11 protein-coding genes are annotated in these 15512 nt (G+C 45.0%); 2 read left to right on the forward strand and 9 right to left on the reverse strand.

Annotation, left to right across the window (positions count from 1 at the left end; genetic code table 11):
- Positions 1-239: 239 nt before the first annotated feature.
- The 3 genes from L4D06_RS03320 to punR form a co-directional block, all read right to left on the reverse strand.
- Positions 240-2525 carry a hypothetical protein gene (locus L4D06_RS03320; protein WP_429737861.1) on the reverse strand — a complete coding sequence of 762 codons (2286 nt, stop codon included), beginning with the start codon at positions 2523-2525 and terminating at the stop codon, positions 240-242.
- Positions 2526-2698: 173 nt separating this feature from the next.
- Entirely contained in the window at positions 2699-4546 is a 1848-nt protein-coding gene (locus L4D06_RS03325; RefSeq protein WP_429737862.1) for a bifunctional helix-turn-helix transcriptional regulator/alpha/beta hydrolase, read from the reverse strand.
- Positions 4547-4661: 115 nt separating this feature from the next.
- On the reverse strand, positions 4662-5564 hold the full coding sequence (punR, locus tag L4D06_RS03330; RefSeq protein ID WP_274165390.1) for a DNA-binding transcriptional activator PunR: 903 nt from the start codon (positions 5562-5564) through the stop codon (positions 4662-4664).
- Between the two features lie 85 nt (positions 5565-5649).
- Here punR and punC point away from each other — a divergent pair, with 85 nt between their 5' ends.
- Positions 5650-6942, forward strand: a complete 1293-nt coding sequence (gene punC / locus L4D06_RS03335; protein WP_429737900.1) for a purine nucleoside transporter PunC — start codon at positions 5650-5652, stop codon at positions 6940-6942.
- 66 nt (positions 6943-7008) lie between these two features.
- On the opposite strand, the gene L4D06_RS03340 is transcribed toward punC, so the two are convergent.
- The 6 genes from L4D06_RS03340 to htpX form a co-directional block, all read right to left on the reverse strand.
- The gene (locus L4D06_RS03340; protein WP_429737863.1) at positions 7009-7581 is read right to left on the reverse strand and encodes a class I SAM-dependent DNA methyltransferase; all 573 of its coding nucleotides are present in this window, start codon (positions 7579-7581) and stop codon (positions 7009-7011) included.
- Positions 7582-7844: 263 nt separating this feature from the next.
- Positions 7845-9164 (reverse strand): DUF1501 domain-containing protein, encoded by a 1320-nt coding sequence (locus L4D06_RS03345; RefSeq protein WP_429737864.1) that lies wholly within the window; start codon positions 9162-9164, stop codon positions 7845-7847.
- On the reverse strand, positions 9161-10783 hold the full coding sequence (locus L4D06_RS03350; RefSeq protein WP_429737865.1) for a DUF1800 domain-containing protein: 1623 nt from the start codon (positions 10781-10783) through the stop codon (positions 9161-9163). Before L4D06_RS03350 ends, L4D06_RS03345 begins: the two co-directional genes overlap by 4 nt.
- Positions 10784-11114: 331 nt before the next feature.
- Positions 11115-13433 carry a penicillin acylase family protein gene (locus tag L4D06_RS03355; RefSeq protein WP_429737866.1) on the reverse strand — a complete coding sequence of 773 codons (2319 nt, stop codon included), beginning with the start codon at positions 13431-13433 and terminating at the stop codon, positions 11115-11117.
- A 199-nt stretch (positions 13434-13632) separates the two neighbouring features.
- Complete coding sequence (locus L4D06_RS03360) at positions 13633-13992, reverse strand: VOC family protein (protein ID WP_429737867.1); 360 nt, start codon at positions 13990-13992, stop codon at positions 13633-13635.
- Positions 13993-14148: 156 nt separating this feature from the next.
- Positions 14149-15030 carry a protease HtpX gene (htpX, locus tag L4D06_RS03365; protein WP_274165396.1) on the reverse strand — a complete coding sequence of 294 codons (882 nt, stop codon included), beginning with the start codon at positions 15028-15030 and terminating at the stop codon, positions 14149-14151.
- A gap of 282 nt (positions 15031-15312) precedes the next feature.
- Between htpX and L4D06_RS03370 the strand changes: the two genes are divergently transcribed.
- Positions 15313-15486: a hypothetical protein gene (locus L4D06_RS03370; RefSeq protein ID WP_028025297.1), complete on the forward strand. Its 174-nt coding sequence runs from the start codon at positions 15313-15315 to the stop codon at positions 15484-15486.
- The last annotated feature ends 26 nt before the right edge of the window (positions 15487-15512 follow it).

Raw genomic sequence — 15512 nt, forward strand, 5'->3', positions numbered from 1 at the left:
AAATAGAAATCCAGCCTTTTTAAATTAATTATTAAAATAAAACCTGAATTTAAATACTGGTTAAAAAACACGATTTACATTTGATTCAAATATGCGAAATCACCTTACTCCATACACATGAATAACTTCAATTTGGTGAAAAGAAATACTATCGGTAGTAAAGCGCGCGCTGACATTACTGTGCAGACATTGCTGTGCAGACATTGGTGCGCTGACAACGCGGCTTTACTGATTAAGATCTAGAGATCCTGTAGATCAAACAAATTCGACACGTTGATGGATTTGGACTCTGAACGCGTGTCGATAAGGGAGTTAGACTTGCTATCCCAAGCACTTGCTCTTAAAACGACTGACTCGACAGAGTCAGGTTCATACTCATCGGCAAAGCTCGCCATTGCTGCATCAATATCGTCAAAGCGCCAAAAAATGCGGTGCAATGCTGTTCTCGGTGTATTGATAACAAACAATTCCCGGCTATCGCCATCTTTCGTGTAATTCACATAAAGATTGAACTGATAGTAGACCTCGTCATAGAGCTCCAGATCGGGCGCTTCCAGTATCAACCATTCCCCATCATCACTCTTAGAATGTTTGATATTCTCGGCTATCATTTGATCAAAACCGCTTTCTCCTCCGCGGAAGTAGTCATAGTGATCCGATGTTTCACCTTGGCCATCAACTACACGGATTCGGTACATGGCGTATGGAATCTCGCTAGAGGACTGATAGAAGGCATCGAGGAAATTCACTTCAAGATCCTGATAAAGCTCTGCATCTAGTGAGTTCGACAAGGTCAATCCATTTTCTTCATCGTCCACATAGTAATCATCACCCAGCGCCATGATTTGGTTGTAATCCAAATCATGTGTGGTGGCTCGTTTGTACTGCTGATCCATGCTATCGAAGTAATCGATCTCGATACTGCGAGCGAGTGGGACGAGTGGCGATGCTTTTTCATCCTGTACCATTGGCGACGCATTAAACTGCCAGACATAGCTGGACGTGGTTTCAGTGTCCCGCTCACGCCAACGTTTATAGATACGGGAGAACGTCACGCTTGATTGCGATGTTGCGTTGACTATCGGAGCGGAATATAGGTGAGAAACAAAATTGCGCCCAAACCGTTCGTCATTGTCTGATACCTCTACATTCAGTGTGCTACCAGCTACAACATCGACGTCTGATGTTGGTTTAAGATAGAAAGACATGCCCCTTTCAAAATCAGATTGGTAATACATGTCTCCTTGTGGATTTCGAAGTGAGATCCGAACAAATAGTTCATCATTTACCGTCGGGAAGCTAATTTGTGATTCGCCATAAGGCGTTTTAACCAACTGTAAATTGCCATTGGGTAACCAATTTTCTTTTTGTGCTTCAGGAAAATACTCGCTAGACGAAAAATAGATGCTTGCAATGGCAGTTTGCTCTGACATGTCATTGCTGTTTTCGAGATAGAAATCATAGTAACCGTCTGCAATTTCACCCGCAGGAAATGACAAGGAATATAAGAGATAAGAAGAGGATTGCTCCTTTATATCGGCTTGTGAGAACTTGTGCTCTAAGCCGCTTCCCGATCTTACAATGAGGTTGTAGTCCCTTCCTAGCGCAACATCAGCAGCAAAAAGCACTTCAATTTTTTCCGTCACTTCGCCATTTGCAGTACGCTCTCGATACACCCCTACATCAATCAATATAGGCTTACCAATGTATGACACTATACTTTTATGGACGGTGTCAAAGTCATCACGAATGCCCGAATAGAATTCTTGCCACTCTCCCTCTAGGCTCAGCGCAAATGCATCGGCATCAAAATCGTCGTCGGACAGCGTGAAGAGCTCATAGTAGTCATCTAGGTCTGTCGCCAATATTCCAGTAACAACTGTCAGTTCCTCTGGGGATGCAACGGCACCGCGCTCGCCTTGATGTAGTGTTGTCAATGCTGCCCCAAGTTCACGTGCTACCAATTGAGCGGCTTGATGAACGGTTCGATAGCTTTCGTCATCGCGCTTTTCGATGTAGTCAGCAAACAGATCAACATCAGAAGATAATCCAAGTTGGTTCAATAAAAAACTGACTCTAGGACTCAGCGCTTCGTCAGACGAACCGTTACTTTGTAAAGCCAACAACGTCGTTATTGGGCTAACAAAAGCGTGTCTTCCTGGTGGCGAAACCAGCGTGTAAGCGTTGCGAACGGGAGCATTTGTGTCTTGGTCAATGGTCGCTTGCGACACAGTGGCAATGATAGGATAAGTTTGGCTAACATCTTCGGGTACCGAAAGCGTATAGCTGCCACTTTCGTCGGTCGTAACAGTTGTTTCATCTCCATCACAAACAAAGTTACGGTTCATATCAAAACAAACTGTGGCGCCTTGCAGATATCCGTCAGCGACTTTCCCTGTTACCGAGTTCTGTTTCGGGGATTGGGGGGGTGAATTCGATGAGCCTGAATCACTATCAGAACACCCTGATACTGAAAGAACAAGTATTGCAATGACACTGAAAGTCAGTGTATTCGCGAATTTCATTTTGCGTCTCCTTACAACAGCATTTTGATTTCCATTAGCTGGAAACAACACTGTGTTAAGGAACAAGGTTCAATACCTCCCCCATTTGAGGTATTTTTCGGTGATCTTGCTTCTTCGCTCTCACTGTTCTTAATTCTGATGCACTGCTCGGCGCCATCTACCTCACTGGCGTGCTATTTGAACTCCAACTCCAAAATCTCTCGTAATTTGTAGAAAATAAAGAAATGACTAGCGCCATGCTCAACACGAAACTCCACATTAAGAAGTCGTTGCTCAAAACGTCTCGCAACGGAAATGGGCACATGCATATCACTTGATCCATGCCAAAGCACCACGGGCGCAGCAATCTCCGATGGGTCGAAATTCAATTCGCGCATCAGCTGCTCTACCTCACGACACAATGCATATAAGCCTTGCTGCAGAGAATATTCCAAATATTGGCAATAGCGTTGTTTGAAACATTCGTTTGCAAAGAGTTCAGCCTCTCTACCAACAGTATCTGTCGCGATAAGTTCGTAAACTTTTTCGGGGTTCTTTCGAATAGCAATGAACATTAAATTGGCAATGATGCGATAGGCCTTGGGAATATCTCTGGCCATTAAATTACTCATTCGCCACAACGAATTCATTTGGTCAAACTCTTCTTTTTCCGTCGATGCCAATCCTGCACTGACTGCGACAATTTTATTAACACGTCCCGGGTAATAAACGCCCAGAGCACATCCATACAAAGCGCCCATAGAGAAACCTAAGATTGAAACAGAACGGATACCGAGATGATCGAGTAATCGGTTCAGATCATGCGCAAACGCTTCAAAAGAAATGGACTTACTCATGCTTGATTTGCCATATCCAGGGCGATCAGGCGCAATGATGCGAAATCCCAACTCTTGCATTTCCGCCTCGCTTAGCATCATTTCCAGCTCATTACCCGAGCCAATGACACAATGAAGATAGAGTAAAGGAGGCCCATCTGCCGGACCATACTCTCGGTACGCAATCACTCGTTCTTTATCTACTAAGAATTTTTTAAGGCCCTGAGTGTTGAATCGCTCTTTGTCACTGGCGAAACGCGTGACTTCGTCAAAAAGGGGGGTCGGCCCCACCAATAACATGCGAACCAATTCTGTCTGTCGCTGTGTTTCCGTTTTCGTCAGCAATGCTTTCAGGTGGCTTCTGACAGTGTGCTCTGAAACAAATATTTCATCGGCGATTTCTTTTACTGAGAAACCTCTTACCAAATAAGAGGCCACTTCACTCTCCTTTCTAGTCAATCCGTAGTATTTGGCAATCGATAAGGGTATTGATACAGGTTGGTTCCTCGGGCTAGAAAGAAACAGGGCGATATTTTGAGCGCCACCTTCATCATTTGCCCCTTGAATTGCACTAAGTAGCACCATCAATTTATCAAGAGGATGACTCTGAGAACCGAGCATTAATACTTCGCTTGAGCTCTCACTGACACCCGCTGCAACATTCCGTATTGCTCGGAACAAGTTGGCTCTGCTGTCACTATCACGAATGTCTACTTTTCCTTCTCTGACTGCCAACAAGCTCTCTGAGTGTTGCATTTCTGTGGCCAGAACATTACTTTCTAGAATCTCTCCCTCCCTCGTAATTATCATTAATGCAATGGGTAACTGGTCGAGTACTGACGACATTACCTGACGGTAGGCTTCCTGCGCATTCAGTTTTTGAGCGATACCAATGGCGCTCTGAAAATATCGAAGCAGGATGGCATCAAACTCCGGCTGACTGTAATCCACCACTTCCTGATCACTAGGTAATGTCAATGGTGAAATCTGGTGAAGTGTTTTCTGGAGTGACGCAAGTTGGGAGGACTGATGGGGTGAAGAGATATTGCCGTACAGTTTATCTGGTTGATTCTCAAGATCTTTATAAGCCGACCTTTCAACTGACTCCGCTATTGCTGCGGCAAGCTGTGGCCACTTATCAGGCTCTGCGGCCGCTTCGTAGATATTAACGACCAAGGCGTGAAACTCTTTATTAGAGACAATCATGAGGCAAACTACCCGAACAACTAGCCAGACCCTAATTTTAATGACTCAAACACGCGACCGACTGTAACAATGTCAAGCATGATCACCAGATTCACAGATACTAATGCAGTGCATTCTACTCAAGCCACTCCTTATGCGCTTTATCTGCATCACCAAGGTAATCAAGGATCCAGTTTACTGCTGGGCTCTCTTTGTCTGAACGCCAAGCAATGCAACAAGGACTCTTAGCGGGCGGTTCCACCAAGGTTTTCTCAACCAACTCGCCGGAAGCCAAGTAAGGTTCTGCCATATGAGATGGCATAGCTCCTATCCCTAACCCGCTTCGAAAGCACTGAATTGCACTATGCCAATTAGGAACAGTTAAACGCCTTTGGTTATCCAGCAACCACGTCGCACGTTTTGGGAGTATGCGAGAGGTATCTTCCAAACAAATTGCTGGATAGGTAAGAAGCACGTCACTCTTGAGTGGCTCTTTCATATTGGCTAACGGGTGATCTTTAGAGACAACAAAACGCCACGTTAGAATACCCATGTCGCGATAGCTTAAGTTACCGCTAACAGGCACGGCAGCCGTGGCTCCAATGGCAATGTCTGCTCTGTCATAAGCCAAGGCATCCCATACCCCATTGAACACTTCCATCGTTAGCAGAAGCTCAACATCAGGGAATGCATCATAGAAATCGCGAACCAATGAATCGACGCGGTCTTCACGCACCACATTATCAAGCGCGAGCGACACACTCCGCGTCCAGCCATTGGCAACACGCTGAGTCTGCTCTCGAACTTCTTCCATACGCTTCATTAATTCACGCGCTTCAATCACAAAAAATTCGCCAGCGGGCGTCAAACGGACAGCGCGATGCAATCGCTCAAATAAATTCACAGCAAGTTTGTCTTCCATTTGCCGAATGGTGTAGCTAACGGCACTCGGTACTTTGTGCAATTCTTCGGCAGCTGCTGAAAAGCTCCCTCGGCGCGCTACTGCATCGACGACCTGAAGATCTTGATAAGAAAACATAATATTTACCTTTTCACATCCCACTGAGACTGACAAAGATTGCTTGCCAAGCATTCGAATCAAATTTTTTGATAGCAATGTGTAAATATTAACGTTTCACACCGCTTTTCGCTACCGTTACACTTCGAAACAAAGTAAACCCAAGAAACATGAACGGACAACTGAAATGAAAAATTCTGTTCCAATGACAACAATGATTTGGTTCGCGGCCCTGAGCATGCTCGGCTTTTTAGCAACTGATATGTACCTACCCGCTTTTGAAAACATCCGTCTTGAGATGGGCACATCGCAATCTATGATTGGCCTGTCACTTACCGTGTTCCTGTTGGGCATGGCATTGGGTCAAATCGTTTACGGACCGCTCTCTGATCGCATTGGTCGTATCAAGGTGTTGGTTGGTGGCATGGCGTTGTTCAGCGTGGCTACTATCGCCTGCTTTATGGCTGATAGCATTGAAGTTTTCCTCGCAGCACGTTTTGTTCAAGCGTTGGGTGCATGCAGTGCGTCAGTGATCTGGCAAGCCGTGGTGATCGACCGTTACGACAGCAAAACATCTCAACGTGTTTTCGCTACCATTATGCCGTTAGTCGCCCTATCTCCAGCACTTGCACCATTATTGGGTGCCGGTCTTGAAGCACAGTTTGGCTGGCGTAGCATTTTCATTGTTTTGGTTGGCCTTGGTGCATTGTTGGTGGTTGCCACTTTACGCCAAAAAGAAAGTGCGCCAGTCATCAACAGTGACGAGAAGATCACGACAAAGCTCGTCAGCGACTACAAGCACATTGCTAGCTCTCGCAAGTTTATCGGTAACATGCTGGTGTTTGCTGGCTGTTCAGCGGCTTTCTTTGCATGGTTAACGGGTTCTCCGTTTGTCATGACGGAAATGGGCTACAGCGGCGCAGACATTGGTATGAGCTATGTACCACAGACTATCGCTTTTATTGTTGGTGGTTATAGCTGTCGTGCCCTGCTAAACAAATTTGATGGCGCAACGATTTTGCCTTGGTTTGTTGGCTTGTTCATCGCAAGTGTTGCCGTTATTTTTGTGGTGTCTTGGCAAACTGATGTAACAAACATTTGGCCTGTACTGATCCCATTCTGCTTTTTGGCAGCAGCAAACGGTGCTATTTACCCAATCGTTGTTAACAAAGCACTGGAAGAGTTCAAACACTGCAGCGCAACAGCAGCAGGTTTACTTAACTTCCTGCAAACCATGATTTGTTTTGTTGCAAGTGGCATTGTGTCTGCGTTGGCTATCAGCGGTCTGCTAACAGTATCTGCAGTGATGATGGGCGCGGCTGCAAGTGTGGGCTTGGGCCTAGCACTGAGCTGGAATGGAAATCGCGTTCCGTTTGAAGATAATGCGCAAGCCGCTTAATAAATCAATGACAACGCGATGTTGTAGAAGACATAAAAAAACCGCCCTTTGAGGCGGTTTTTTCGTTTAATCGGTACGCTGACCAACAGCCATTAACACCCGCATGTCACCCATACTGAAAGGGTTTGTGGTCGAAATCAGATTCAAACCTGCTTCACTGTACGCCTGTTGAACCTCACTCGTCGTAAAGCCGGCGCCTTCATCTTCGCTCTTTTCCCAATCCCATTGCACTAACAGCCCTTTGTCTGCCAACAGCATAGCTAACAAAGCAATCGTTTCTGAATAGTCAGCCACAAATGCCAATGCAGAAGACGCAACAATTAAATCGAAACGTTTTCCAGCCTGACGGCACTCTCTGACAAAAGCTTCATCAACAACGCCGACGATGGTTGTCACGTTATGTAACTCTTTAGCGTTAAGCACGCTGATCATCTTCCGAGCAGGATCGATGGCGGTAATCGACGCTGCGTCTGGTGACAATTTTTCTGTCATCAGCCCAGTACCACAACCAAAATCCAAAATCGTAAGACCTTTCGTCTTTAATACCTCACCTAATGAGTGGGTGGCTTTGTCCGAATAGGCAATAACAGCTTTGTTACTGTCCCATCCTACTGCCATATCATCCCAGCTTTCACTCATGCCACTATCCTTACTACTTGGTGAAGAGGACAAAATATTAGGGTAATTCTTTTCCAACTTCTAGCCATTGCCGTTTTCTTGATTGATTAATGAACGATTCAATTGTGAATCACACACCACCATCACTCGTATAACTTATCTATTTACGGCTTAGAAATATACTTAAGCAACCTCAAGATGCCGAGCACAATGCCAAAGACAAAAAACCAGAGCAAATCAACTCTGGCTTTCTGGGCAGTGTGAATCATTGAGGGCAAAAAGCCCTAAGACAATCCCTGCACTTTCATTGGTCCACCAAGCGCTGACAATGATGGAAATACGGTATTGAGAGCACCGTTGCTCAACCCTAACCATTGCACCATATAAGCGGCATATTGCTCATGAGCAATGGCAGGTATCAACCTACCGTCTCCATTATCATCTTGACCATTGCGAGTGAAATCAGGGTAATGACCAAAACAGTGTCCGCCGTGAGTGTGACCACCAAATATATACTGCCCACCACCCCAACCATGATCAGTGCCTTGTCTCGCATTGTCGTGCATGCTTCGACCGAATTCTGACATGGTAAATGTCATCACGTTGTCAGTCAGCTCTTCAGCTTCTAGTGCTTCATAGAAACCCGCAATAGCTTCTGAAAACTCTTTCATCAGTTCATCTTGTCGATTCACCTGATTATCGTGAGTATCAAAGCCTCCAATAGAGACATAGAACACTTGTCGGTTGTGTCCCAACATCTGTGCCGCTTCAATCATTTGCTTTACCGCACGTAATTGCGACCCAAGACCAGAAGCCGGAATGCGTGTGTCCTGTGGAATCGAGTCAACGACAGGTGCCATTTGTTCCTGCGCACTCATGGCTTGCTTAACCATTTCCGCGTAGCCTGCGACCAAAGGTGAATCATAATGCTGTGTTGCCATTGATTCATAACTAGGTCGAACGACTGCACTCGTGAGTGCATGCAGTTCTTCAAAACCATTTCTATTTAGAAACATGGTGTCGTTACTGAAACCATCAAGCAATGTATTTGGCCCCGAATAGAAGCAATTTGGCATGCTGGACATTTCATCTGCGATGACATCCATAGACATGCCCAGCCAGCCGTGATCACCATAATGGTCGCCAAACCAACTGTGCTGCCAAACCTCTTGTTGTTTATTATGTGCAAACAGATATGGCGGCAATGATGCCTGACCACTCACGATGTCATTTTTATTCGTAGGTTCGAGCAAAGGTCCAACATTGACGGCAAACGTCGCTTTCCCTTTTTCAAGGAGCGGAATTAGTGGCTTCAGCGCTTTGTGAACACCGTAGCCAACGCCATGATTATCAACAATGTGTGTTGGCAATACGGATTGCTGAGGAACGGCAATGCCTTTACGTGACGAAGCGAATTTGTTGTAGTTTGAGCTATCTAGCGGCAGCACTTGATGGAAAAAATCATTGCCCCCGTTTAAGAAGACACATACGAGGGCTTTGTAGTCGTCGGCATTTTCTGCATAAGTACTAAAACTGAACGGAGCTGAAGCCGCGGCACTTGCAGCGCCTACTGTTTTGATGAAGTGGCGTCGAGTCAGTTTCATGCGCGATTCTCCTGAACATGAAAATATGGTGAGGACAATGCAAGGAATAACAGACGTTGCACCCATTTACCTGGGTCAAGATTCATCCCGTTATATTGTTCTCGAATAACGTGTTTCAGTGGTTCTGGCATATTTCCATTAAAAAATCGCAAAGACGTTTCTTGTAGGAATCCATCAATGTCTTTTTCAACAATAAGGCTCTTGAAAATTTCCACATTGATATACAGCTGTTTGTTTGAGGGCTTTTTCACATCCTGAAGGTTTAATCTTAATATTCCATATATGAAATTATGGACATTGATAATGTGCGCCCAATCAATGATTTGTAGTTCGGGCGCCACCAAGTTGTTATTAGATACCACACCCTTTGGCGCATAATCCGGCAAATAGAAATTAAACACGGAAGGGGAACCAAGTGGGTATTGATTGCAGGTTTTCAAATACACCAAATCTGTTTCTACAACTTCGCTACCGCCACCCGGTTGAGCGTTAAGAGCACGATATACTGCAATAAGAGTTAACCAAGGCTCTCTGACTTTACTCATTGATTGTGAAGGTGCCGTATAGACTTCATCATCGGTGAGCACCGCCCAAATCACGGCTTTTAAATCGCCGGCTTCACCCGCTCCATTGTCGACAAAGGTTTCGGAGACTCGGCGAACATAATCCGATGATGGATTAGACGTGACCAACCTTTGAATGATATTCCTGCAAATATTTGGGGCTGTTGATGGATGATGAAGCAAAATGTCCATCACCATATCCATTTCCTTTACTGCCGATATGTTCTTCGGAAAGCGATGCCCTAGAATGAATTTTTCACCGCGATCATGGTCGTTTTCATGACTGATCATTGGCGAGATAAATTCAGAATCAGAAAAATTCCAACCTGTCATCACGCGAGCCAGTTCCTGAATATCCTTCTCGTCATAACACGGCATCGGCGAACCACTGCCATCTAAAACATAGCTACCATCAAGTTCGCGCTGATAAAGCCCTATCGAAAATAGCTGTAGAATTTCACGCGCATAATTCTCGTCCGGCCGTCTGCCCGTTACAGAGTCACCCTTCTTGTTCCCTACCATAGTCAGGTATTGACCCATCACGGGGGACAAAGAAACAGCTTTAAGTAATTCGCGATAATTACCAAAAGCGTGCTGACACAGTAAATCGTTATAGTTAGCGACCGCGGTTGATTGGTTAATCAAGGTTGCGTCTTGATCTGACGCTACAAAAATTTGGCTTAACGCATAGCCAACACGCTGCCTGAGCTGGTCTTCACCATACAGTGCGATATCTAACCAAGCTCGAATACGTGTTGAGCGTGACGGTTTTTTGCCAAAGCCTTGTGCAATAAACTGCTTTTCACATTGAGACACATGGGAACTGATTGGAAGAGCAATTTGCTCGTCAAACCAGGCCTTAGCGTATTTATTGTTAAGTGCTTCAGCTTGTGCTGGCTTTGGACCAAATGTCGAAAGATCTAGCCAACGAGAAGCGTGTTGAAAGGAGTCAAATTGCATATCAAATACCCGAAGTTTGGTTGGGCATTCTTGAGACTTAGTATTGGCACCAAATATCAATTTTGAATCACCCGAATCGCAAACAAGAATATTCATAATTTAAACTCTTAAGAATTAAAATGACTGAGTTATTGGTCACCCCTCTAAAAAAAAGTGACAATCTCATCTTTGCGTTACTTGATATATTGATTATTTACAGCAACTTATGTTTGTGCATATATTTGTGTCTCACTATCGACACGGACATACAAAAACCTTCGCATCACAATGATATTTATATTAATTATCTAGATTGATTAATGTTAACTAATCAGACACTTGTGTGCTATTCCCTATATTCTACTCGCAACAATACCTTTTCTCTCTTTGCACTTTTGCTTTCTGTTACTAGGAGAATATTAGACGTTAAGAGGGAGGGATCTGAGGCTCAGTGATCAATGCTTGATGACTGATGTCGTGTGAATACAATTTGGTAAATCGGCTGGGCGGGCAACAAGGGTGTAGACGCTTGCTCGATATACTCATCGAATCCTTTACGATAAAAAGGAGATAAAGGGTGACCACTCTGACCACCAGGCAACGTCAGGATGCCATTAACTTCGTCTCCCGGTTGAACAATTAACCGCTGCGACGCGCCAAAACTTTGGCCCTGGACAGCTGGCATATACCTATCACCAAACCCTGGTGCTTTAGGCATATCCAATAACGAGCTCAATAGTGGAATTTGTCGGCTAAATGGATGCTGAACGTTTAACTGGTTTACATCGCCCCATCGAAGCGCCTGAAGGGAGCCGTCAACATGGTCCGTCATTTTCAGCATGAGATCGTCGCGCATTTTCTCATACGTATCGGCAAAAAATACGTCCCAATCACCCTGACCATTGGGAAGCCAACTTTCCGGTTTTTCTGAAACCAACTGCCAGAGTGCAGGCTCCAATTGCCGCTCTAACACACCCAAGCTGAGATCACTTTTTGTCAGTTGCGTTTCTAGTGGCGCAAAAAGCGAATCCATTAACGCATCTCGATATTTTCTTACAAGGGTATAACCCACAGAGTCAGCACATGCACAGCGTTGCCAATTCTCGACCTCCTTAATATCTTCGGCAAAGCGAGCCGTATCTTTTTGCAGCACGGCCAGTAAAACGGTATGCCAGCGGTCAAGAAAATATGCTTCGTTATCCAATTGAATGCGATAGAAATCTTCAGGGTCAAAAAGATCTTTCTCAAACAAACGCTGCTTAATTTGAGCGCTGCGAGCCCCCAATGCATATCCTCCATTACCAAATCGCGCATCTTGTTTTGTACTAACGACTCGACTATTTCCTGTCCAAACCATTGAGCGTTTGGGGTTCACCACAAACGGGACATCTTTCGCTTGGTTATGCCATGCCAGATCATATTGGGAGGCAGGTAGTGGCCTTTGTGCAGGCATACGCCTGTCAGGGATCGCACCTGTCGCTTGCCATCCAATGTTGCCTTCTTTGTCCGCGACCACCATGTTTTGCACGGGTATACCCGCGTCTTTACACGCGGATAATGCCGCATCTACCGTTTCTGATGTTTCTAAATTCAGCAGATTCAAATTAACGGCATACTTTTGATAAGCCACCCAAGACAGTGCATATTTTTTCCCTCCCAAGATGGTAACAGGCCCAATTTCACTCATTTCAAGGAGGTACTTATGGTTACCTTGCTTAGTTGGAATATCTTCCAAGACAAAAGTGGTTTTATCTTCGGCTCCCAACTCATACCAATCGGCCGTATCCATATACCCATTAGTAAATCCCCATGCGATATGACCATTCGCGCCGACAACTACGGCGGGCGCACCCGGCAATGTGACACCTGTTATTTGGAGAGGTTTTCCGTCTTGTTGATAATTGAGTTGGGCCCGATACCAAATTACGGGAACATTAATACCTAGATGCATATCATCAGATAGCATCGCTAGCCCATTACGAGTCAGCGAACCTCCTACGGCCCAGTTGTTACTGCCAACAAGCGGGGACTCATCAATATCATGAACCAGTGCGGCACTAACGCTTTGAGTTGGTAGTAAAGGAATGTCGACTTTTTTTAGTTCGAACCGACTGCCGTCTAAAGCGGCTTGGTATTTACTGGGCTGTGACAAAAAAGTCACCATTTCGGGTCCAAAATGGTCCTCAATTACACCAAAGGTAAGGTCACGCTTTAGGCTTCGTCCTTGCAAATCAAGGTACATACTAAATATTACGAGCAGTGAATCTTCAGGCAACCATGGCTCACGATCAGTTTGGGTGACCAAATATTCAAACGATGGGAAAGTGGAATGAGACACCGCATCATTAACCCCTTTCGCATACGCTTCAAGCTGTTGGCGATGCTGACTAGGTAATTGATTCACAATGTCACGACTGCGTTTTCGAAAAAGATGAAAACGCGTTAATTCATCACGTGGAAGAGCCGCTATACCAAAAAATTCAGATAACTCCCCCGCCGCATTTCGCCTGAGCAAATCCATTTGGAAAAAGCGATCCTGGCCGTGTGCATAACCCAACGCATAAGATGCATCCGCTCGATTTTGGGCAACAACAATAGCCGTGCCTAAGTCATCACGTTGTAAATAAGTGGTATCAGAGAGAACATCAACCGTCGACACGCCGGTTAATGCAGGAAGACTGAGAGCAAGTGCTCCGTAAACCAACGCAGTAGCGAGAAGAGCAAGCAAAATCACAGCGGTAAAAAAAAACTTGATGACTTTTAACATGCCCCTCCCTGGTTGTTGGCCAATGCACCATATGCAAAAGCATAACCGTGCAAATCTGTACACTGAACGTTATCCGATAATGCTAACGCGTGCCCAGAGAAAACCGCTCAATAATTAGGCTCATTTGTTACAGAGATCGCCAAAAGACAGCGCTTTCGCTGTCAATTATGTTTGTTTGCCTAACTTTACAAACAAAAGATCAATGGCAGTGTATACCCACTCTGTTACCTTCACTGTCCTCTATATGCGCATAAAACCCAGAATCGCCTATCTGGGTTTTAGGGTGTAAAACAGCGCTCTCTGCCACACGCGCTATCACATCGTCGATGCTATTAACGTTAAAATAGATCACAGTGGATGAAGAACCAGGAGAACAGTCTGCACTTTGTATAAGCGTCCCGGTTGCACCATAAGCGTTGCCCTCTTCGACAGGAAACCAAGCCATCTGTGTGCCGCCCATTTCCTTGCGAGCCAGACTCACTCCAAGCGCATTTTCATAAAACGTAATCGCACGCTCCATATCAGTCACAGCAATTTCAAACCATCCTACAGGATTCATTGTTACCTCTTTGATTTGTTGAGGGTTTATACCCGTACATCAAGGTATTATCCGATCTTGTTATCAGTAACATTAGTCCAATATAGTTTTCGACGAGACATAAATACAAACGCCCCCAGTAAATGGAGGCGTTTTATTAGCGTTAAGACAGTCTAATTACAAGTGCTCACCACGACGAAGTGCATCAATGCGCTTATCCAGCGGTGGGTGAGTCATGAACAGTTCGCTCAAAGACTTTTTACCATTGATACCAAACGCCATCATAGAACCTTCTAAGCGGCTTTCATGGCTCACTTTTAGCCTTTCTAGCGCCGCGATCATCTTCTCTTTACCCACCAAATGGGCAGATCCTGCGTCCGCTTTGAATTCGCGATGACGACTAAACCACATGGTCAGAATGCTCGCCAACATACCAAAAACGATTTCTAGCGCTGATGACACAAGGAAGTAAGTGATAAAGCTACCACCGCTCTCCCCTTCTTCGTCGTTATTATTCATGCCGCTAATTGCACCTGCAATCAAACGAGAAATAAAGATAACGAAGGTATTCACCACACCTTGCATTAACGTCATGGTGATCATGTCACCATTTGCTATGTGGCTAATTTCATGAGCGAGAACTGCTTCTGCTTCATCGCGTGTCATGTTTTCCAACAAGCCACTCGATACAGCAACCAGAGAGTCATCGCGCTTGGCGCCCGTTGCGAATGCGTTGATATCATCTGAGTAATAGATAGCCACAGTCGGCATACCAATGCCTACTGTCTGTGCTTGGCGACTCACTGTGTTCATCAACCAATGCTCAGTTTCATTGCGTGGATGCTCGATGACCTGACCGCCTACAGAGCGCAGTGCCATTGATTTCGACATAAAGAGTGAAATCAACGAGCCACCGAAACCAAACAGAGCTGCCATCACAAGTAAACCTGACAAACTGCCTGGTTGCATGCCAGTCACGGCATAAACGATATTCAGCACAATGCTGAATACGAAAAGAACCGCTAGGTTGGTTAACAAAAATAAAGATATGCGTTTCATTACTGAATTTGTCTCCGAATGATTGAAGCGCTATGGGTGTGATAGTAGGGTCAAACTGTCGAAAAACAAGCCTGCGTAGCAAATTCAAACGTAAATTATTGTAACGGGCTGCTTATGCTATTTTTAAAAAGGATAGTGAACGGTCTAGGTTTCAAGACGAAATTAGACTTTGGTCGAGTTGAAATAATAGCCAATCAAGAATAATGTGTGTTCAAAAGGTGAGCGCCTCATTTGATGCGTTTAAGTGCTCCATAGTGAGTGCGTTTCTAAGGAGAGAAAACAATGGCTGACAAAGAAAATTATCGCGTCGCAATCGATATCCTTTGCTGTCACTTAGGGATGAGCTTCGACGAAGCTTGTGCTGAGCTAGGACTCGCCGATGACGAGAACCAAAAGATTAAACAAATTTCAGATGTGCAGGAGTCTTTGATGGGACTGCTGTCAGAAGACAAATAATTCGAAATTGATCATGACTTACCACG

It is taken from the genome of Enterovibrio makurazakiensis (genome assembly GCF_050336585.1).
Lineage (GTDB): Bacteria > Pseudomonadota > Gammaproteobacteria > Enterobacterales > Vibrionaceae > Enterovibrio > Enterovibrio gelatinilyticus.

Excerpts from the sequence above, each read along its gene's own strand:
- L4D06_RS03320 (WP_429737861.1), bottom strand. The coding sequence starts at position 2,525 with ATGAAATTCGCGAATACACTGACTTTCAGTGTCATTGCAATACTTGTT.
- L4D06_RS03325 (WP_429737862.1), bottom strand. The coding sequence starts at position 4,546 with ATGATTGTCTCTAATAAAGAGTTTCACGCCTTGGTCGTTAATATCTAC.
- punR (WP_274165390.1), bottom strand. The coding sequence starts at position 5,564 with ATGTTTTCTTATCAAGATCTTCAGGTCGTCGATGCAGTAGCGCGCCGA.
- L4D06_RS03340 (WP_429737863.1), bottom strand. The coding sequence starts at position 7,581 with ATGAGTGAAAGCTGGGATGATATGGCAGTAGGATGGGACAGTAACAAA.
- L4D06_RS03345 (WP_429737864.1), bottom strand. The coding sequence starts at position 9,164 with ATGAAACTGACTCGACGCCACTTCATCAAAACAGTAGGCGCTGCAAGT.
- L4D06_RS03350 (WP_429737865.1), bottom strand. The coding sequence starts at position 10,783 with ATGAATATTCTTGTTTGCGATTCGGGTGATTCAAAATTGATATTTGGT.
- L4D06_RS03355 (WP_429737866.1), bottom strand. The coding sequence starts at position 13,433 with ATGTTAAAAGTCATCAAGTTTTTTTTTACCGCTGTGATTTTGCTTGCT.
- L4D06_RS03360 (WP_429737867.1), bottom strand. The coding sequence starts at position 13,992 with ATGAATCCTGTAGGATGGTTTGAAATTGCTGTGACTGATATGGAGCGT.
- htpX (WP_274165396.1), bottom strand. The coding sequence starts at position 15,030 with ATGAAACGCATATCTTTATTTTTGTTAACCAACCTAGCGGTTCTTTTC.
- L4D06_RS03370 (WP_028025297.1), top strand. The coding sequence starts at position 15,313 with ATGGCTGACAAAGAAAATTATCGCGTCGCAATCGATATCCTTTGCTGT.